This window comes from Acinetobacter sp. YH01009, assembly GCF_013420765.1.
Lineage (GTDB): Bacteria > Pseudomonadota > Gammaproteobacteria > Pseudomonadales > Moraxellaceae > Acinetobacter > Acinetobacter amyesii.
Map to the genome: position 1 here is coordinate 49637 of NZ_VOYE01000011.1, position 20584 is coordinate 70220.

The window sequence follows — 20584 nt, forward strand, 5'->3', positions numbered from 1 at the left end:
GATTGGCACAAAAATCAGGGTTTTTATGCTATACTGTCCGACTTGATTTTTGATATTGGTTCAGTGTTTTTTGAACTAATTTTTACAGATTTACGATATATAAATGCGGGCAGAATTCTGCTTGTATAACAAGGAGTATGCATGAGCGTATCGGAAATTAGACCGATTGCCATTGAGGATGAACTGAAGAGCTCATATCTCGATTATGCAATGAGCGTGATTGTGTCACGTGCGTTGCCAGATGTCCGAGATGGTCTCAAACCTGTTCACCGTCGTGTGCTTTTTGCAATGCACGAATTGGGCAATGACTACAACAAAGCTTACAAAAAGTCTGCCCGTGTAGTCGGTGACGTCATCGGTAAATATCACCCACATGGTGACTTAGCTGTATACGAAACTATTGTTCGTATGGCTCAAGATTTCAGCTTACGCTATCAATTGGTTGATGGTCAGGGTAACTTCGGTTCTGTCGATGGTGACAGTGCAGCAGCAATGCGTTATACCGAAGTTCGTATGCGTAAATTGACCCACGAACTTTTAGCGGATCTTGAGAAAGATACCGTAGAGTGGGAAGACAACTACGACGGTTCTGAACGTATTCCACAAGTCATGCCAACACGTGTGCCTAACTTGTTGATTAACGGTGTAGCTGGTATTGCTGTAGGTATGGCAACGAACATGGCTCCGCATAATATGACAGAAGTCATTAATGCATGTCTTGCTTATGCCAACGATCCGCACATCAGCATTGAAGGGTTAATGGAACACATTTCTGGTCCAGACTTCCCTACAGGCGGTATCATTTACGGTAAATCTGGCATTGTCGATGCGTACCGTACTGGTAAAGGCCGTTTGCATATCCGTGGTAAATATCACATTGAAGAAGACCAAAAATCGGGCCGTAGCACGATTGTCTTCACTGAAATTCCTTATCAAGTTAACAAAGCAAAAACCATTGAACGTATTGCTGAGTTGGTTAAAGAGAAAAAACTTGAAGGTATTTCTGAACTTCGTGATGAATCAGATAAAGAAGGGATGCGTATTGCAATTGACTTGAAGCGTGGTGAAAACGCCGAAGTGATTGTAAATAACCTATTCCAAAATACCCAATTAGAAAATTCATTCAGCATTAACATGGTCTGCCTCGATAATGGTCAGCCTAAGTTAATGAACTTGAAAGATATTATTGCAGCGTTTATCCGTCACCGTCAGGAAGTGGTTACACGCCGTACCATGTTCGAACTGCGTAAAGCACGTGAACGTGGACATATCTTAGAAGGTTTGACGGTTGCACTCGCAAATATCGATGCGATCATTGAAACCATCAAAACATCTGCAAATCCAAGCGAAGCGCGCGAACGTTTACAAGCGGGCGAGTGGGCAGGCGGTGGTGTTGTTGCATTGCTTGAAAAAGCGGGTGCGGTATCTGTCCGTCCAGATGAAATTGAAGGCGAAGATCCAGCACGTCCATTTGGTTTAACAGGTGATATTTATCGTCTGTCTCCAACCCAAGTAGGTGCGATCTTAGAACTTCGTTTACATCGCTTAACCGGTCTAGAACAAGACAAGTTACAAGCTGAATATACAGAAATTCTTGGTCAAATTGCTGAATACACGGCAATTTTGAACGATTTCAACTTATTGATGAACGTGATTAAAGAAGAATTGGCTTTAATCCTTCAACAATATGGCGATGCACGTCGTACCGATATCGTGGAATCACGTATCGACTTCTCTCGTGAAGATTTAATCCCTGGAGAGCAAATGGTACTAACTGTTTCTAAATCAGGCTATGCAAAAACTCAACCATTGTCAGACTACGCTGCACAGCGTCGTGGTGGACGTGGTAAGTCTGCAACTTCAATGAAAGAAGATGATTACATCCAGCATTTGATCGTGACTTCAAACCACGCAACAGTGCTTTGCTTTACCAATGTAGGTAAAGTTTATCGTCTGAAAGTCTATGAAGTACCTCAAGCATCTCGTGGTGCGAAAGGTCGTCCAATGGTGAACTTATTGCCATTAGATGAAAACGAAACCATCACCGCTATTTTACCTGTGGTTGATGCGCCGAAGAAATTTAAAGAACGTTTGGCTGACTTTAAAGCATTTGTAAAAGCCAATTGTGCGCAGTTACAAACCAATGAAGTGATTAACAGTCATTTTGCTGGCTTAGAAGCAGCACTTGCTGAGACTGAAGATGGTGCAGATGATTTATCTGATGCACTTCGTATTCAGTTGAAACAATTGGGTCTAGAGTTGTCTACGACTGATCTTGATGATGAAATCATCAATGACTTTGCACAGCAAGCGGAAGCTGTTCGTAAAAACTTCTACGTATTTATGGCAACAGAATACGGTACGATTAAACGTGTTGAGTTAGAACAATTCTCGAATGTTCGTTCAAACGGTCTACGTGCGATTGAACTCAATGGTGATGACACCTTAATTGGTGTTGCCATTACTGATGGCGAACAACAAATCATGTTGTTCTCAAACGAAGGTAAAGCCATTCGTTTTGCAGAAACTGACGTGCGTTCAATGGGGCGTTCTGCAAAAGGTGTTCGTGGTATGCGCGTGACCATTGGTGCGGCTGCTCAAGCTGAAGATGCTGAAGATGCGGATGTAGAATCGGATGATGAAGATACGTCTGATTCAGCTCTCATTAGCCGTATTGTGTCATTGGTGGTTGTTCCTGAAACTGGTGAGGTACTTTGTGCTTCAGCTAATGGTTATGGTAAGCGTACACCCGTAGATGACTTCCCAACCAAGAAACGTGGCGGTAAAGGTGTTATTGCAATCAAAACATCTGAACGTAACGGTGAACTTGTTGGTGCGGTAGCGATTGATGCGTCTAAAGAGCTGATGTTAATTTCAGATGGTGGTACGCTGGTTCGTACACGTGCATCTGAAGTGGCACAAACAGGTCGTAATGCTCAAGGTGTTCGTTTGATCCGTTTAGGTGAAAGCGAAATCTTAGTCGGTGTTGTGGCGATCGAAGCAGTTGAAGAAGACGAAACTTTTGAAGAAGTGGAAGCAATCGAAACTGAGCAGCTTGTCGATGACTCAACGATTATTGATCAAAATGACAATGAATCAGGTCTCAATGAGCCTGAAGAAGACTAATTGAAGATTGAGAAAAGAGGGCGCTACGGCGTCCTTTTTTATAGACAGATAATTTTAGATTGATGAGTACAATATGAAATTAAAATATTTTGCAATGGCTTCACTTATTGGGCTGGGCGGCTGTGACCAAATAGGTCAAAAAGCCTTAAATGCAATACCAGACCCAAGTGCTGAACAGACTGAAGTTGCCCAAGCTGCCTATGATCAATTACGTGAAGGCAATTTTGAAAAGCTGTACACCTACTTTGAACCAGAACTCAAAGCCAAGTTTGAACAGAATGAAAAAGAGCTGCGTAAATTTGCACGGGGTATTCCGAAACAAGATTACTCACGCAAAAATATAGTGGCTAAGCACATTGAAAAATCGACTGAAAAACCGTCTTTATATACGGTCACTTATGAGTACGGTTATACCAATAAAAACCTTGTACAGTATGATGTAAGTTTTGATAAGCCGGCAGGAAGTAACAAAATTCGAGATTTTAATATTTCAGTTTTTGGTGAAAAAAATAAATAAAGTTTGGTAAAAAATAAAACAAAGCTGTAAAAAAGGACGCCGAAGCGTCCTTTTTTATGACATAAAATTAAGCGGCATCTTTTAGATTAGCAGCATAATTTTTTTGTTTTTCAGTATCAAATTGGCCTTCCCATTTACTGATCACCAGTACCGCAAGCGCGTTACCAATCACATTCAGTACAGTACGTGCCATATCTAAAATACGGTCAATACCAGCAATGAATGCCAGACCTTCAAGTGGAATACCGACACTGCCAAGAGTCGCCAGCAAGACCACGAAAGAAACGCCTGGTACACCTGCAATCCCTTTAGAGGTAATCATCAAGGTCAGTACCAGAATCACTTGTTGGGTGATTGTCAGATCAATCCCGTAAAGCTGAGCAATAAAGATAGCCGCAATACTTTGATATAGGGTCGAACCATCGAGGTTAAATGAATAGCCAATTGGAATTACGAAACTGGTAATCGGTTTCGGAGCACCATAAGCTTCCATTTTTTCCATAATACGGGGGAGGACAGTTTCAGAACTTGCAGTTGAATAGGCGAGAATCAATTCATCTTTTAGAATCTTGATAATGGCCCAAACACTGAAGCCACAGAATTTAGCAACTGCACCTAATACAATGAAAATAAAGAAGAAGATTGCACCATAAACTAAAACTGCGAGTTTAAGCAGTGGCACAAGTGAGCTGAAGCCGAAATTCGCAACAGTTGCAGCAATCAAGCCGAATACACCAATAGGTGCAAACATCATGATCATGTGCGTAACTTTAAACATCGTTTCAGAAACAGCGGTCAACACTTTAATTAAAGGTTGTTTTACTTCCTGATCAAGCGCACCTAAACCTACACCAAACATCACAGAGAAAAAGATGATTGGGAGCATTTGACCACTAGTCAAAGCTGCAAAAAAGTTAGATGGAATAAGTGAAAGTATTGTTTGAATCAAACCATGAGAATGTTCACTGACTTCATGTGTTGTTTCTTGATACTTTGAAATATCGACTTGCGTTAATGCAGACATATCAATGCCGGCACCAGGTTGGAATACGTTGGCTGCAACTAAACCGACTAAAATAGCAACGGTGGTAATGATTTCAAAATAAATAATTGTTTTGAAACCTAGTTTACCTAAGTTACTACCGTGACTTGTATTGGCAATACCTAAAATAAGCATCGACACAACAAGCGGAATAACGATCATCTTAATGAGGTTAATAAAAATTGAACCCAAAGGAGTCAAAAAGTTATTAACTAAAGCATCACGATATTCAGGAGAATAGTGTAGGAAAGCACCAACAAGTATACCTAGAATGAGAGCAATCACGATTTGCCAGGCAAGGCTCACCTTAATCTTTTTCATACATCAGCTCTTATGTCAGATTTGGGAGAAAAAAGCCCACAGTCATCCACGAACAAAAGTTGCAGACAGACTGAGTCCGCCATGACAAAAAGTTCTGAATAATTTGGGAGATAAATACGACAATATTTTGCAGTTTATATGAGAATACAGCCAACGATTTTGATCAAAACCAAACTGTTTGATCGATAAATTATCATTTTTAGTTGTATAAACGATTTGATTATTAAGTTTAATTTATAAAACGAATAAAATTGAGTTATTAATAAACACTTCACAAAATCTCTGATTTACCTAGAAAGATCGAAAAAACTAAATGTGAGCCTGTATTTTTCATTTTTATATAGAAGTTTGCTTTATACTTGTGAAGCAGATAAATCAGTGAAAATTCTATAAATCACACAGATTATCCGAAATAAATTTTAACTTTATATATTTTAATAATAAGCAGAGGGCTTGTACGGTGTTGAAAAAATTAGTCGTCATCATCGCTTTAATCTTACCTATAACGGCTTGTGAAAAAATTGGCGATTTCTTGATTGCAAAATTCGAATCAAGCCTACCAAGTGAGACAAGCTCCCAGCGTACCAAGTCAGAAAAATTATTCGCAGCACTACACCAACCCCATCAAGACAGCTTTTTGGCATTGGTTGAAGAAAATGTTCGTGATGCGATGCTAGCAGATCCAGAGCTGTTTTCACGTATGAAAAAGTTGATTCCTGTAGGTCAACCTAGCGCTGAAGCGGAAGTGATTCAGCGAATGGCAAATACTCGGCTGGGAGAAGGTAAGACCACAACAATTGTGTATAAATATGATTATCCGCAAAAAGAACTGTATATGAGTGTGGTCTTTGCAGGTCATGATGGGGACGATAAAGTGAAAGGATTCTGGCTTGAAAACGCTGCAGAAAAAGAATCTGATGATTTGGTTACTGAGATCACCTTAGATGCAGATGATTTTAATATTCAAGTGGATGAAGCATCGACTGTGACGCTAACAGCATACAGTTAATAGGTGGCAGAAAGCATTAAAATTTCAGACATGATTATATACAAAGCGTTCGAGTCTATGATGAATAGGTTTGAACGCATTTCGCTTGAGACCAGACATGTCTTACAGCACAAACAGTTTTATCTTTTGGCAAACTTTAAACGCCAGACAGCAAGACATAAAAAAATCAGTCCAATACTTGTGAGGTAAAGCAGTTTTGGGATGACGATTACTGTAGGCACACCCATCTGATTGAGTTGAAGGAACATTTGAATGCCTTGGGTCGAAGGTAATGCTTGAGCGAGTATTTGCATCCATTTAGGCATAGCTGCATGTGGCCATGCCGTTCCCGAAAGTAGAAATAGCGGAATAGAACTAAAAACGATGACATGTCCTGCACGTTCTGGCAGGTCAAGAAAAGTTGCGAGATAGAGGGTCATCGCAATAATACAACTGAGGAAGATGGGTACAGCAATGAACATGCCCCACAAATTTCCACCCCGTGGATAGTCATTCAGCCAAAAGGTAAAACCAAATAAATAGAAGCACCCCAAAGTTCCAATGGTCAAAATACACAAGAAAATGCCAGCTAATTGTGTATAGCTTGGACGCCATGTGGTGTTTTGTCGATAGGTCGCAATAAGCATGCACAGACCCAATAAAATCGTCTGATGAATAATTAAGGGAGCAACCGCTGGGAAAATATAGCTGCCATAGCCTGAAAGTGGATTAAATAATGGAATCTTATGAATCGACAAAGCGGGGCTAAAATCAGATATGTTCTGGAATTTTTCTGCATATTCGACGAGGGCATTTTCCATAGAACTGGCTAAACCTAAGCCAATTTTTTGAGTCTTTAGAAAGTTTGCAGCACTGAGATATAAACCAATTCCACCGGTTTCACCACGGCGAATGCTATTTGAAAGATTACTCGGCAACAGTAAAATCCCGTCAGCTTGCTGACTTCTGAGCATATTTTCAGCCTCAGCAAAATTACCAGTCACAGCTTGAATTTCTACATTGGGACTATTGGCTACAGCACCAATAATCGTATTGGTGAGTATGCTTTGTTCCTCATCCACCACAATGATAGGGAGCGATTCTGCGTGTTCCGCTTGATAGGCAATGGGATAAAAAAAACTGTAAAGAAAAACAGAAAGCACTAAGGTGGTAAAAATCGAACTGTGCTTCACAATATCTTTAAATGTTTGAATATAGTGTCTGAGCAAAGCTGTTATAAATAACGCGATTTTATTCATATGCTTTGTTCCTTCAGTACTTTACGTAAAAAGAAGCTGGCGAGAACCAAATAGAACAGACAGTAAATGATCAGGGTGACAAGCGGTGTGATTGAAATTGAGATTGGGCTACCAATGACCCATTGTTCTGTTTGTAATTTGGCATAAGGCGTATAGGGAATAATATTAGCCCAGAATTTTGTAAACATCGGCGCGTTATTCAGCGGCAATGTTACCCCTGCAAAACTCAGTGATGAGCCACCATATACCGCAATAAAACCAAAAGATTTGGTGAGATCACGTGTCGCCAAAACTACAGTAGAACTGATAAAGGCATAGGCTGTATAAAAAAACAATTGCCCGAGCAAAATTAGCAGTAATGAACCCTGAACAAACCACCCTCGAAACACGATTAGCCAGAACATCCACGCCCATGTCCAAGCGGTAAAAATGAAAACATAACTGAGATTTTTAGCGATTAAAGCTTGAAAGACAGAAGTCGGTTTCACCCATTGATTTACAGTGCCATATTTGATTTCTTGACCGACTGAAAATGCGACACAGCAACACAGTAATAAATGCAGAATCGCAGGAATCATGTACGGCTCTAAATAGAACTCATAATTTAAACCTGGATTATATAAAGGTGAAATTTTGACATTGGGTGTCGGTGCATCGAGGTAGGGAATTGTATTTTCTAAATACTGATGACCACTAAAATCGGCCATGGCTTGCAATGTACTTAGCAGCATGGCTGATGAAATACTATTGCCGACACTAAAATAGCTTTGGTTATAGGCAATGCTGACTTCTGCATCTTTTGCTTGAACCAGTCGTTGCTCTGCACCAGCAGGAATATGAATATAGCCCCAAATTTGAGTCTGATTTAAAAGCTTTTCAGCATCATCCATACTGGGTGTAATGGTGGCTACTTTTAAGGTATGGTTCAGCTGCGCAAAATGAGTAATGTTACGGCTTAAACTGCTTTGATCTTGGTCTATGATCGCGATGGGTAAATGATCTGGTTTGCCTTGAGCAAACATATTGGTAAAGAGCAAAATCACAAGGGCAGGGGCAAGTGTGACCATACACAAGTCCCATTTATGCTGCATCAAATAGCGAAACTCACGCAGAATGCCCCTAAACATTATTTACGCTCTTCAATTTTAAACAAAACGCTCATACCCACTTTTAAGTCAGCAATCGGCTGAGCGGGTTTCAGTTGGACTTTAAAACTACGAATGTCATAGCCGCCCGTTTGTCGCGTGGTTTTGATTGTTGCAAATTCACCTTCGGCTTCGATGTGATCAATTTTAAACTCGGCAGATTTGTTTAGCGCCGGTATAAATCCTTGCATGGTCTTGAGTTGATACACTTGAGCATACTGGTCTTCACGGACATTTAAGCTAATCCATAAGCTATCATCTTGAATCAGGCTTACAACGGGCACACCCATCGCAACTAATTCTGAAACTTTGCCATAGGTTTTTGAAATGGTGCCATTGGACGGTGCAAACAATTTGGTTTCAGCCTCAAGTGCATTTGCTTCGGCCAACGCGGCTTGCGCAATCTTGACTTGGGCATCTGCCGAGCTTTGTTGTTGCGGTGTACTGCCACGTTTTGCACGCGCATATTGTTGATAAGACGCTTCTGTCATTTGTGCAGCAGACACTGCGGCAGCTTGCATTTCATCACGGCGTTGTCGTGAAATGACACCTTCTTTATAGAGGTTTTGACCACGTTGGTAGGTGGTTTGCGCCAATTGTTGCTGTGCTTTTAGACTTTGCCAATTGGCATACAAACTATCAATATTTTCTTGTTGAGAGCCGCGTTCAGCTGTGGATTGCAGTGCTTGCGCAGATTGGAGTGCAGCTAAAGCCTGTTGTTTTTTTGCATCGACTTCAGGGCTGGTTAAACGAACCAGTGCTTGACCTGCTTGTACTTTTTCACCGTCATGCACAAATAATTCTTCGATACGGCTAGGTACTTTGGTACTAATGTGGATGGTTTCAGCCTCAACTCGACCTTGTAATTCAACCTGTTTGGGCTGATAACTTTTCCATAAGCCAAATGCAATCAATGCCAAAAGCAGAATCAAGACAATGCCAATCCCGAACTTGATCAATGCAGCTTTATTGCGACTTTGCACAGAGCTATTTTTCGTCTCTCCATCGGTATTAGTCGCCACTTTTTCTTGAGTATCGTCAGCAGTATTTGCTGTAGATGAAACGTCTGAACTCGAGACATTGGATTGGGATGTTTCACCTTTCGCAGAGGCATCTTCTTGGTGATCAGTTGGTTCCTGATTCATATGTTTTCCCCTCGGCTAAGCTTAGCGAATATAGTCGGTGTGTGATTGATTGATATAGCTTTGGAACTGGTCAATGCTCCCGTGACTTTGTAGCAGTGTTGCGAGTGACATCACGTATTTATAAGCATTCAGCGCCATTTCACTTTGTAGCCCACTCAGTGCATTTTGTGCATCAATGACTTGTGTGGCTGTTCCCATATCTTCCTTAAATGAAAGCTGTTGGATTCTTAAATTTTCTTGAGCAGCTTTTAGGTTTTGCTGCAACAACAGGTGACTTTGTTGAGCGCTGGTGACTTCATTAAATGAGCTATAAATCAGGCTTTCAATTTCTTGTTTGGTACGCTCAGTCATTAACTCAGATGCATAGCGTTGAAGTTCGGCAGCTTGTACGGATTTGTTTTTATCAATACCTGAAAATAAGTTGTAGCGAGCGGCAACACCAACAATCCAGTTTTGTTTATCGTCGAGACTATATTCGCCAAATGCAAAGACGTTGGGTTTTTTTGCTGCGCTTTGGGCTTTCACATTAGCACCAGCCAATTGACTGTCCAATTGCATTTTACGCACCAAACTAGACTGATCCTGATAACTTTTCAGCAAGGCGGTTATATTTTGATTGTGTTGCTGATTAATAAATAATGGCGTTGAAAGATCAGTAATTTGGCTGCTTTGCATTAAGTTGTTTAACTTAAATAAGCTAGAGCGAAGATTCGCTTCAGTATTTTGAAAAGTTCTGAGTGCATTATTCTTCGCCACTTCAAATTGCATACGCTGGCCTTTGCTAATAAAACCCTGTTGTTCCATTTTGAGCGCATTGGCATAGTGTTGTTGCATCGCATTTAAATTGAAGCGGCTGCTTTCGACTAATTTTTTTTGTAATTGAGCATTGAAGTAGGCTTGGATTAATTCAAAACGTTGCACATCTTGTTGTTGTTCACTGCTTATCGCGCTGCGTTTGGCTTGGATATTGGCAATTTCCTTGGCGCTAGACGTTAACCCACCGGTATACAGCGGCATCATTACGGAAACGGTAGGGCGGATCACTTGATCATCTAAGACCACTTGGGAAGAATCTGGAATTAATCTGACACCATCACGGATTGGCTGTTGCAGACTGTCTTTTAATGGGTCTGCCAAATCACTCGGTAAGCTTTCATCAATTTTATTATTAATGCCATTACTCAGCGTTTGTTCTAAGTTGTTTTTTAAGGCGCCGAGAGGAATATCGAGTTCATTATGAAAGGCATAGGCACGGACGTTTAAATCCACACGAGGTAAACCAAGGCCTTTAATGGCCTGAGCTTGAAGTTCGGCAGATTGTTGTAGCGCTTGGTTGGCCTGAGTACTATACGAGCTGGTGAGTAGACTTTGTTCTGCTTGGCTATAACTGATACTTTGCGCAAGTACGGTGGGGCTAAAAAAGCCACTGAAACAACCAAGGCCAAGCAGTAAACCTGAACGAAATGTATGTTTAATTTTTATAGAATAATCTGTTCGAGGTAAAGGCATAAAAATACACTCACAGCTAGGATGGGTTCATTATAGTCATTGTGATGAAGTTGGGTAAATTCACTAAGTTGTTGTATTGTTTCATATACATATGTAAATAAATTTTATCTTTGCAGCGCACATCATTTTTCGCACATCAAGACCTTAAATTAGCATCAATTCAAGGGATAAAAAATATCAGTAAATCTAATAATTTGAATTAAGAAGAATTAATTTTGATCTTTATTGAAAATTTGACTTCAAATGTCAGACAGCATTGGAATATTTTCAGCTTTAACTACTGCAAGCACGCGTCAGATATGGTTAAATGCCATCATTTTATTGTGTTTCACTTTGAAAGGAAAACTCATGCGCGCGTACAACTTCTGTGCTGGTCCTGCTGCATTACCCACTGCCGTTTTAGAAAAAGCTCAAGCTGAAATGCTTGACTGGCAAGGCAAAGGCCTTTCGATCATGGAAATGAGCCACCGTAGTAAAGACTATGTCGCTGTGGCAGAGAAAGCAGAAGCTGATCTTCGTAAGCTGATGAATATTCCAGACAACTATAAAGTGTTATTCCTTCAAGGTGGCGCATCACTTCAATTCTCTGCGATCCCATTAAACCTATTGGGTAAAAACAGCAAAGCAGACTATATCCACACTGGTATTTGGTCTGAAAAAGCGTTGAAAGAAGCACAGCGTTATGGCGACATTAATGTTGTTGAAGCGGGTACCACCATTGACGGTAAACTTGCGATTACTGATCAAAGCACCTGGAACTTATCTGATGATGCGGCTTATGTGCATTATGCAGATAATGAAACTATTGGTGGTCTTCAGTTTGCCAACATTCCTGAAACGGACAAACCATTGGTTGCCGATTTTTCATCGAGCATTTTATCTGCACCATTAGACGTATCTAAGTTCGGTTTAATCTATGCAGGTGCTCAGAAAAATATTGGTCCTGCTGGTTTAACTTTGGTGATTATTCGTGATGATTTATTGGATCAAGCGAAAGCAGATATTCCAAGTATCTTGAAATATTCAGCTCAAGCGAAAAATGGTTCAATGGTGAATACACCTTCAACTTATGCATGGTACTTATCTGGCCTCGTTTTTGAATGGTTACTTGAGCAGGGCGGTGTAGACGCAATTTATAAAGCGAATATGGCAAAAGCTGAATTACTTTATGGTTATATTGATTCAAGCGATTTCTATGCAAATCCAATTGCAAAAGAATTCCGTTCAATCATGAACGTACCATTTACTTTGGCGAATCCAGAATTGGAAAAACAATTCTTGAAAGAAGCTGAAGAAAACCACTTGCTGAATTTAGCTGGTCACCGTTCAGTGGGTGGTATGCGTGCAAGTATTTATAATGCTGTTCCGCTAGAAGGCGTTCAAGCACTGGTTAACTTTATGGATGACTTTGCAAAACGCAACGCATAATCCTAAAGGCATAAAAAAACCGGCAAATGCCGGTTTTTTTTATTGAATAGATTAAAAAATAAAAGTATGTAACACGTATGCACAAATCAGCATACCTAACATAAAAAATAAGCAGGACATTGGCTCGATTTGATATCGAGATTCCATGTGATGGTCAACTTGCGATAAGTTTTCTTCTTGCACGACTTTCATAGATATTCTTTCCGATCTATTTATCGTTAATTACTATTTCTTAAACGCATTTTTAACATAATTATTTGATTAAATAAAGTACTATCTACCATAAACTTACTAAACTATTTATTTTATTTAAAAATAAGCAACTAAATTGCTAAATTTAGTTTCATAAATTTCCTATCTTATTTATTTATATTAGATTTTTATATTTTATCTTTTGCAGATAGATTTATTTTTTGGCATTATTTTGAATTTAATATTGTGGGTAAGTTATTTTAATTTGAATTTAAAAGTAGAATAAATCGACCAGCTTGTGGATAAAAAATATTCAATTATTTAAATATGCAGTGAATACACATGATTAGTGAGAAATAAAAAAACCACACTGAGGCGGCTTTTTTTATTTCTAAGTTCCTCAAAAGCAGTAGCTTATAACCATGCCTGGGTATCATCTGCAACAGCAGAACCATGAATGACATGCATAATCATCGAATGGGCGATACTGCCTTTGAAAGGAATTTCAGGTAATGCATCAAATTTAAAGAAAGCTGCATCACTGATTTCTTCTTCTTCTTGTAATTGAAGTTCACCAGCAGCATATTCTGCTTTAAAGGCGATCATTAAATTACTTGGGAAGGGCCAAGGTTGGCTGGCTAAGTATTGAATATTTTTGACCTTTAAACCCACTTCTTCTTCAGTTTCACGACGAACCGCTTCTTCTAAAGTTTCACCGACTTCAACAAAACCCGCGATCAGTCCATACATGGCACGGACATTTTTTGCATTTTTTGCCAATAAGATTTCATCTTCACCACGGGTAATGACGGTAATGACACAAGGATTGACACGAGGGTATTGGTGATAACCGCAAGTGGGACAAACCATGGCGTATTCTGTGGCATGGACTTGAGTTGCTGTGCCGCAGTGGCTACAAAATTTATGATTACGACGCCATTCTAAGAGTTGAATAGCACGGCTGGCTTGTTCAAATTGTTGAACATTCCACAATTGTAGAAGCTGGCGAATAGGGATGAGTTGTAAGCCATCAGGAATAGGCTCATTTTCAAGTAGGTCACGGGCAATCACTCGATCACCCGTGCCAATATTTAAATCACTTGCGAGTTGTTCAACTTCGGGAAGTTGAAAGTTTTCATCGACTAGCAATTGCTGTTGTTTGAAGATATACGCAAGTGATAATTTAGACATTAGGCCGCTGCTGATTTCAGTTTTTCGCTACTGTCCAATGCTACCTTAAACATGCCCTGTAAAACAGGTTGTTTGTTCTTTAAATTGTCAATCAACATATCTGCGCTTGCCAATGAATCTAATGCTTGATTCACTTCATTTGCTTCAATGGCTGTTGACGATTCAACTCGTTTCAAAATGAATTGAGCTGTTGAGTTCAGTGCATTTTGAGCCGCATCTGCATTGAGGAACAACATTGCACCACCAATTTCGCGGAATTGAGTTGCAGTCGCTTCAAGTTGTGTCAAATCTTGGTTTTGTAAATACTGAACCAAAGATTGGCTAGCAGCATCAATTAAAACCTTGGTCTCATTTAACAGAGCAGCGTGTGCTTCATCTAAACGGTCGAGTGAAATATTCATATTATTCACACGAAGTTGTAAGCGGCTAGAAGTGTGATGACGCTCAAGCACACCAATCGAGTTCATGGCAGACAAGATATTGTTCATCAACTGCTGGGCAAAGCTTTCATCTTGTAAAATCTCAGCATTACCTAATGACGCAGCTTGACGCGACAGGTCGTTATACGCTTCATTTAAGTTCAAGACTTTGAAAATATTTGCCAATTCGTTCAATTTCGCTTGAAGTTCTTGGGTTTTTTCAGGCGTCATATTTTGATAATTAAATTCAATATCATTACGAATTTGCGTCATTTCAGTCGTAACCAATTCACCAATGGTATGCATGGTTTCGAAGTCAGGACCATATAAATGACGACTGAAAACTTGCAATTGGGTGTCGGTAAGAAGGTCTTCACCGATATTTAACTTGCCACGAATATGATGAGAAATGTCATCTTCTTGGCTAATGCTTAGACTTAAGACATTGGCTAAATCAGAAATGGATGCTTTAAAGCGCTCAGTTCCTGCAAAATATTGAGCCATATTGCGTTCAATGCTTACCAAGGTACGTAAACGAGCATCGGTAATTAAGATTTGATCAATTTGATTAAACGCAACAAAAACCAATTTCCAGTATTGTTTGCTTGGATGTTTGTCTGAAAGACCTGCTAAATACGTACCGACCAATTTAATCGCTTGCAAATCCAGCTCAGTTTCTTCTTGTTTAATCAATTTATTCAACGCCAACTTATACAGACGGTGAACGTATTTTGATTTTTCAAGTGCAGGAGCTTGAGGTAAGTCAAAGTCAGGAGTAATACAATCGAGTAGGGACTCAATGTGTTGGCCTTCCGACGTTAGAGGTTTACCCAAAGACAGTTCTAGACGATTAAGACTGTCCAGCAGGAACTGTGGAATTTTAACTTCACGTAGGCAGATAAATTCGATATAGCGTTTCAGCATGGTCGTGCCTTCGCTCAGTGCGATGACCTCTTGAGTGTTAATTTGCGCAGGATTCCCCATGATCTTGCGCATTAACTCTGCTGAATATTGAGCGATTTTTGCCAAACTTGGCATATCAACTAAAGCTAGTACTTGAGCACATTGTTCAAATTGAATCAGTGCATCATCAATCCCGAAAGGTAAAGTTTGATCTTCAACTAAGGTGCTGACTGCTGATTCGACTAACTTGATTGAGTTATCAACCTCATTTTTTATTATCAGCAAAGCCGTTGGATCAAAATGGATAGAGGTTTGGTAAGACATGTATCTGCACCTTTCCTAGATGTTTTATCTTGTTTATTAACCGCCCCTTAAGGCGGTCCATGTTTATGGTTTTACTATAGCGTATGTAAGAATTGTTTATATACAAAAAGTAACACGAAATTTAGATTTTATTTCGCAAAAAGGCAAGGTGTACCATGTTTTTCTTCAAATTGTTTGACCCATGTCTCATGGGCTTCAAGTTCATCGGCTGAAGGTAAAATCACTGGTAATTCTATTTCAACAGCGGCGCGGGTTTGCGAACCATCTTCATTTTGCGAGTGGGTCAGTGCATCGATATCAAAGGATACCTGACCACCCGTCATTGCTAGGTATACGTCAGACAGAATTTCCGCATCGAGTAAGGCACCATGGAAGGTACGGTCACGTTGTGGAATTTCGTAACGACGCACTAATGCATCGAGTGAGTTTTTCTGGCCTGGATGCTTGGCTTTGGCCATAGCCAAGGTATCGGTGACTTCGCAAACTTCAGATAAGGCCACAAAACCGGCACGTTTGAACTCCATATCAAGGAAGTTCATATCGAAGGTTGCGTTATGCGCAATGATTTCTGCGCCTTTTAGATAGTCAAATAAGACATCAGCAATTTCAGCATACAGTGGTTTGTCTTTTAGAAAGTCATCACTGATTCCGTGAATATTTTCAGATTCACCGACAGGTTTTTGCGGGTTGATATAAATATGAATTGAGCTACCGGTCAGTTTGCGGTTAATCATTTCCACTGCACCGACTTCAATAATACGGTCGCCATCTTGGAAATAGAAACCTGTGGTTTCCGTATCCAAAATTAATTGTCGTGGGCCAGATACATCAACTGTTGCTGGTGTAATGAAAATCATTGGATGGATTTCAGCAGCTTGTTTATACTGTGTAGGAGCAGCTTCATTCAACGTTGAAGCAGTGTCAGTTGTTTGTTGTTCTATCGCAATGTCATCAATCTGCTCTGCGTCAATAGTTTTCTCAGCAGAGATTTCTTCTGCTTCATCCTCGCTATCAGCAAATTCAAGTCCAAACGGATCATTTAATAGCCAGTCAGGTTCAGCTTTTTTTTTAGGTGCTTCAGCTGTAGATGCTGCTTGTTTGATGCGTTCGAGGGTTTTTTCTGCGCCTAGATTGGCCAATTGATCAGCCATTTCATTTCCCGGATGGCCTGCATGCCCTTTAATCCAGTTCCATTCAATTTCCCGACCCTGACAAGTTGTATCCAGTAATTTCCACAGATCAGGATTTTTAACATCTTTCCAGTTTTTCTTTTTCCAACCATGTATCCACTCGGTAATGCCTTGTTTGACATAGTTAGAGTCTGTCCAAATAATCAGTTTTGCATCGGACGGACAGTGTTGAATGCCTTCAATTGCAGCAGTCAATTCCATACGGTTATTGGTGGTTTCAGCTTCGCCGCCGCAGAGTTTTTCTTCTCCAGTTTCACGGATGATATAGGCCCCCCAACCTCCTAAGCCAGGGTTGCCTTTACATGCACCATCAACATAAAGCGTGATTGTTTGAGACATAAATCAAATCCGGAGAAAAACAAGCATTCAGAACCGTATATTGTATAACGCAAATGACAGAGAGAAATCCATTTCTGGCGATTTTTTTAATTTCTTGTAACATTTATACTGAAATAGCGTTAAATTAACGCCTTGTGTCTGTGTTCTGCTTCACTACAATGGCATATCTAAAAAATAAATTTTATATGAGTTGTCTGGATTTTTTTATGTATAAATCAACTGCGACTGTCTGGCAGCCTACGTTACCACAAATTTTTAAATTTACAGTCTTGGGTTCTGCGCTCGCAGCTCTTGGTCTGACGGGCTGTTCTTCATCGCAAACGACTAAGCAGAACTCAGCAAGTAAACAAGTTGGCTCAAACTTTCTCGATGCCAATAGTTTAGATTCACTCGAAGATTTACTTTCTGCAACAGACATGCGTGCCGTAGAAGGCGATCGCCTTTTAGTACTGAAGCATGGTGATGTCTGGAAGCGTATGACTGTGGGTTTCAAAATGGATTTGAACCACTGGGATACGCGAATTGAAGCGCAGCGTGGTTGGTTTATTTCACGTCAACCATATATTGATCGTTTAAGTGCGCGTGCGTCCCGTTATTTATATCACACGGTTAAAGAAGCAGAACGTCGTGGTTTGCCGACTGAGTTGGCGTTATTACCAGTGATTGAAAGTTCTTATGACCCAGCAGCAACCTCAAGTGCAGCCGCAGCGGGCTTATGGCAATTTATTCCAAGTACTGGACGTATTTACGGCTTAAAACAAACCTCAATGTATGATGGTCGTCGTGACGTAGTGGAATCAACGCGTGCAGCTTATGAGTTTTTAGGTGCGCTACATAACCAGTTCGGTTCGTGGGAATTGGCTTTGGCTGCATATAATGCAGGGCCGGGCCGCATTCAACAGGCGATTAACCGTAACCGTGCGGCAGGTTTGCCAACGGATTATTGGTCGCTAAAACTGCCCCAAGAAACCATGAACTATGTCCCACGTTTCTTGGCTGTTGCTCAAATTATTAAAAATCCAAGTGCCTATGGCGTAAGTTTGCCACCAATTGCCAACCGTCCACACTTTCGTGAAGTGGCTGTAGGGCCTGCAAATTTAAATGAAATTGCATCTATTACCGGTTTAAGCCGTGCAGAACTCTATGCACTAAACCCTGGTCATCGTGGCGATGTGATTGATAGCAGCAGCCCAATGCGGATTTTAATTCCTGCGGATGTGAGTCCATCAGTTGATGCACGTTTGAAAAAATTACAATCAGGTGGTTCATCAGGTTATTGGGCAAGTAATTCAACTTATAACTTACCAAAAAATAATGTTGAAATAACACCGTCACGTGTTACTCCGCCGGAATTAAATAGTAAAACTATTCAGCCCGCTAAAGTGACGCCACCTACGCTTAAAACACAGCCGACAGTGACAGCTTCTGCCAAACCACCTGTAGTCGCTACAACGGTAACGCCGAGTGTTCCATCAGGAACGAAAGGCAAAACGCCAATAGGATCATCTGCTTTGGCTGCATTTGCATCGAATAGTGATATTCCAAGTGCGCCGCGTATTCCAGTCGCTGTAACACCTTCGACGCCTGTGAAAGCCGTATCTGTCGAGCCACCACTCAGCGCAAATGAGCGTGAGCAAATCATGGCGGCTATTAAAGCTGAAGGTGAGACCAAAACAGTCGATGAGGTATTAAAACCAGTAGCGACTAAAGCAGAACAAGAAGAAGTCGTTCAGGAAATTAAAGCTATTGCGCCGAAAGGCACTGAAATTGTCGATCCTTATGATGGCAAGATTAAGTTGACTGCGATTCAGACCAGTCAGTCAATTGCAGACCAACAAGGTAAAGAACTGACGAAAGGGTTCTCTTACCCGAAAAGCGTGGCTGAAAATACAGGTGCAGATTCCGAAGAAGCCAAACGCAACCAAGGTAAAAATGTCATTCGTACAGATTCTGAAATTGTAGTTGTACCACCTAAAGGTAAACGCAGTACTTATACAGTTTTGGCGGGCGACACATTAGCGTTGATCGCGATGAAAAATGGCGTGAATTGGCGTGATATTGCAGCTTGGAACCAAATTTCGCCAGATTCGACCTTGTATGTCGGTACGACCATCTATTTATATGATGCGAAACCGATTGTGCAAAATAATGAAGAATCGAAAGCTAAGCCTATCGCAGATAGCTATGTGGTGAAAGCAAATGACAGTCTTACAGCTGTTGCGAGTCAATTTGGTTTAAGTACGAAGCAACTCGCCGATTACAATGGTTTAACCACCACGAGTGGTTTATATGTTGGGCAGAAATTATCCTTAAAAGAAACGCCAGCATCTAAAGCAAAATTGGAAGCTGACAAGAAAGCAGCTCAAGTTGTCGAAAAATCTGCAAAAGTTCAAACCAAATCCTACACGGTAAAACGTGGTGAATATCTAAAACTCATTGCAGATCGTTATGCGCTGTCAAATCAAGAGTTGGCAGATTTAACAACTGGTTTAACGGCTGGCAGTAGCTTGATGGTGGGACAAAAAATTAATGTGCCATTACAAGCTGTAGCAGAAGTTGAGAAGCTCGAAAGCAAAGTCGTGAATCGCATTGAAAATGTCAAAGTTGATCCTGCGTATAAAGTTGAAAGCTATAAAGTGCAGCGTGGTGATACCCTTTACAGTATTGCGACGCGGTCAAAAATCAGTTTGTCAGAATTGGCGAGTCTAAATGATATGTCGGTAAATAGTGGGCTGATGGCTGGGCAAAGCATTAAAGTTCCTGCAAGTTCAACTGTTCCGGATACATATGTGGTGCAGTCTGGCGATACACTGACAGGCATTGCTAGTCGCTATGATTTAGGCATGGACTATGTCGCAAATTTAAATGGTATAGAGCGTAGTTCTGGTCTACGCGTTGGGCAGAAATTAAAATTAACAGGTGATGTCGCACCGGTTAAAGTAGAAACCAAAGCTGAGGCGACCAAAATTGAAAGCAAAACCAATACACGAACGAATTCCGTTGATGCGACCGATATTCATGTGGTGAAATCAGGTGAAACATTGGGTGTGATTGCGAAGAAATATCATCTTCAATTACGTTATTTAGCTGAATTAAATGGCCTAAATACCAATAGTGCGATTCGTGTAGGGCAGCGTTTAAAAGTAGATGGTGAACTACCTGCTGATGTAGCTAGTAAAGCAACTGAAACCAAAAAAACGGAAGCTAAATCCTCTACGAGCAATGTGAAACCAACAAATACTGAAAGCTATACTGTGAAATCAGGCGAGTCTTTAAATTCGATTGCTAGTCGGACAGGTTTAACTGTGGCAGCATTGGCTGAATTAAATAACTTGAATCCGCGTGCTGGGCTTCGTGTCGGTCAAAATTTACAAGTCCCTAAAACTATCAGTGAATACCGTATTAAACGCGGCGATACATTGATTGGTTTAGCAAGCCGTTATGGACTTGATACATCAAAACTTGCTGAAATGAATGATATACAACCGTCTGCTCAGTTACGTATTGGTGAAGTCATTAAAGTACCAAACTGAGTCCAAACATTAA

General features: G+C 40.5%; 13 protein-coding genes. 5 read left to right on the forward strand and 8 right to left on the reverse strand.

Translation table 11 applies throughout. From position 1 onward, the window contains the following. Positions 1 to 141 precede the first annotated feature (141 nt). Positions 142 to 3126 (forward strand): DNA gyrase subunit A, encoded by a 2985-nt coding sequence (gene gyrA, locus FTT76_RS11460; RefSeq protein WP_180190533.1) that lies wholly within the window; start codon positions 142 to 144, stop codon positions 3124 to 3126. A 73-nt stretch (positions 3127 to 3199) separates the two neighbouring features. Beyond that, positions 3200 to 3643 (forward strand): DUF3887 domain-containing protein, encoded by a 444-nt coding sequence (locus FTT76_RS11465; protein WP_078192064.1) that lies wholly within the window; start codon positions 3200 to 3202, stop codon positions 3641 to 3643. A gap of 67 nt (positions 3644 to 3710) precedes the next feature. Here the strand turns inward: FTT76_RS11465 and gltP are convergent, their stop codons facing one another. Then, positions 3711 to 5006, reverse strand: a complete 1296-nt coding sequence (gene gltP, locus FTT76_RS11470) for a glutamate/aspartate:proton symporter GltP (RefSeq protein ID WP_078190399.1) — start codon at positions 5004 to 5006, stop codon at positions 3711 to 3713. A 460-nt stretch (positions 5007 to 5466) separates the two neighbouring features. Between gltP and FTT76_RS11475 the strand changes: the two genes are divergently transcribed. After that, positions 5467 to 6015 carry a hypothetical protein gene (locus FTT76_RS11475; RefSeq protein ID WP_180008322.1) on the forward strand — a complete coding sequence of 183 codons (549 nt, stop codon included), beginning with the start codon at positions 5467 to 5469 and terminating at the stop codon, positions 6013 to 6015. 119 nt (positions 6016 to 6134) lie between these two features. Here the strand turns inward: FTT76_RS11475 and FTT76_RS11480 are convergent, their stop codons facing one another. The 4 genes from FTT76_RS11480 to FTT76_RS11495 are packed head-to-tail and all read right to left on the reverse strand — an operon-like array spanning position 6135 to position 11052. After that, the gene (locus tag FTT76_RS11480) at positions 6135 to 7232 is read right to left on the reverse strand and encodes an ABC transporter permease (RefSeq protein WP_373686545.1); all 1098 of its coding nucleotides are present in this window, start codon (positions 7230 to 7232) and stop codon (positions 6135 to 6137) included. A gap of 17 nt (positions 7233 to 7249) precedes the next feature. Beyond that, complete coding sequence (locus FTT76_RS11485) at positions 7250 to 8380, reverse strand: ABC transporter permease (RefSeq protein WP_180003320.1); 1131 nt, start codon at positions 8378 to 8380, stop codon at positions 7250 to 7252. Further along, entirely contained in the window at positions 8380 to 9543 is a 1164-nt protein-coding gene (locus FTT76_RS11490) for an HlyD family secretion protein (protein ID WP_180008319.1), read from the reverse strand. Before FTT76_RS11490 ends, FTT76_RS11485 begins: the two co-directional genes overlap by 1 nt. A gap of 21 nt (positions 9544 to 9564) precedes the next feature. After that, positions 9565 to 11052: a TolC family protein gene (locus FTT76_RS11495; RefSeq protein WP_180190534.1), complete on the reverse strand. Its 1488-nt coding sequence runs from the start codon at positions 11050 to 11052 to the stop codon at positions 9565 to 9567. A gap of 348 nt (positions 11053 to 11400) precedes the next feature. On the opposite strand from FTT76_RS11495, the gene serC reads away from it, so the two are divergent. Further along, on the forward strand, positions 11401 to 12480 hold the full coding sequence (gene serC, locus FTT76_RS11500) for a 3-phosphoserine/phosphohydroxythreonine transaminase (RefSeq protein WP_078192058.1): 1080 nt from the start codon (positions 11401 to 11403) through the stop codon (positions 12478 to 12480). A 606-nt stretch (positions 12481 to 13086) separates the two neighbouring features. Here serC and nudC read toward each other — a convergent pair. The 3 genes from nudC to dnaQ all read right to left on the reverse strand — a co-directional run bounded on the left by nudC (position 13087) and on the right by dnaQ (position 17038). Next, positions 13087 to 13863 carry an NAD(+) diphosphatase gene (gene nudC / locus FTT76_RS11505; protein ID WP_180008315.1) on the reverse strand — a complete coding sequence of 259 codons (777 nt, stop codon included), beginning with the start codon at positions 13861 to 13863 and terminating at the stop codon, positions 13087 to 13089. Beyond that, positions 13863 to 15509: a chemotaxis protein gene (locus FTT76_RS11510; RefSeq protein WP_180008300.1), complete on the reverse strand. Its 1647-nt coding sequence runs from the start codon at positions 15507 to 15509 to the stop codon at positions 13863 to 13865. Before FTT76_RS11510 ends, nudC begins: the two co-directional genes overlap by 1 nt. A gap of 128 nt (positions 15510 to 15637) precedes the next feature. Next, positions 15638 to 17038: a DNA polymerase III subunit epsilon gene (gene dnaQ, locus FTT76_RS11515; RefSeq protein WP_180008298.1), complete on the reverse strand. Its 1401-nt coding sequence runs from the start codon at positions 17036 to 17038 to the stop codon at positions 15638 to 15640. Between the two features lie 206 nt (positions 17039 to 17244). Between dnaQ and FTT76_RS11520 the strand changes: the two genes are divergently transcribed. Next, the gene (locus FTT76_RS11520) at positions 17245 to 20571 is read left to right on the forward strand and encodes a LysM peptidoglycan-binding domain-containing protein (protein WP_180008296.1); all 3327 of its coding nucleotides are present in this window, start codon (positions 17245 to 17247) and stop codon (positions 20569 to 20571) included. Positions 20572 to 20584 lie beyond the last annotated feature (13 nt).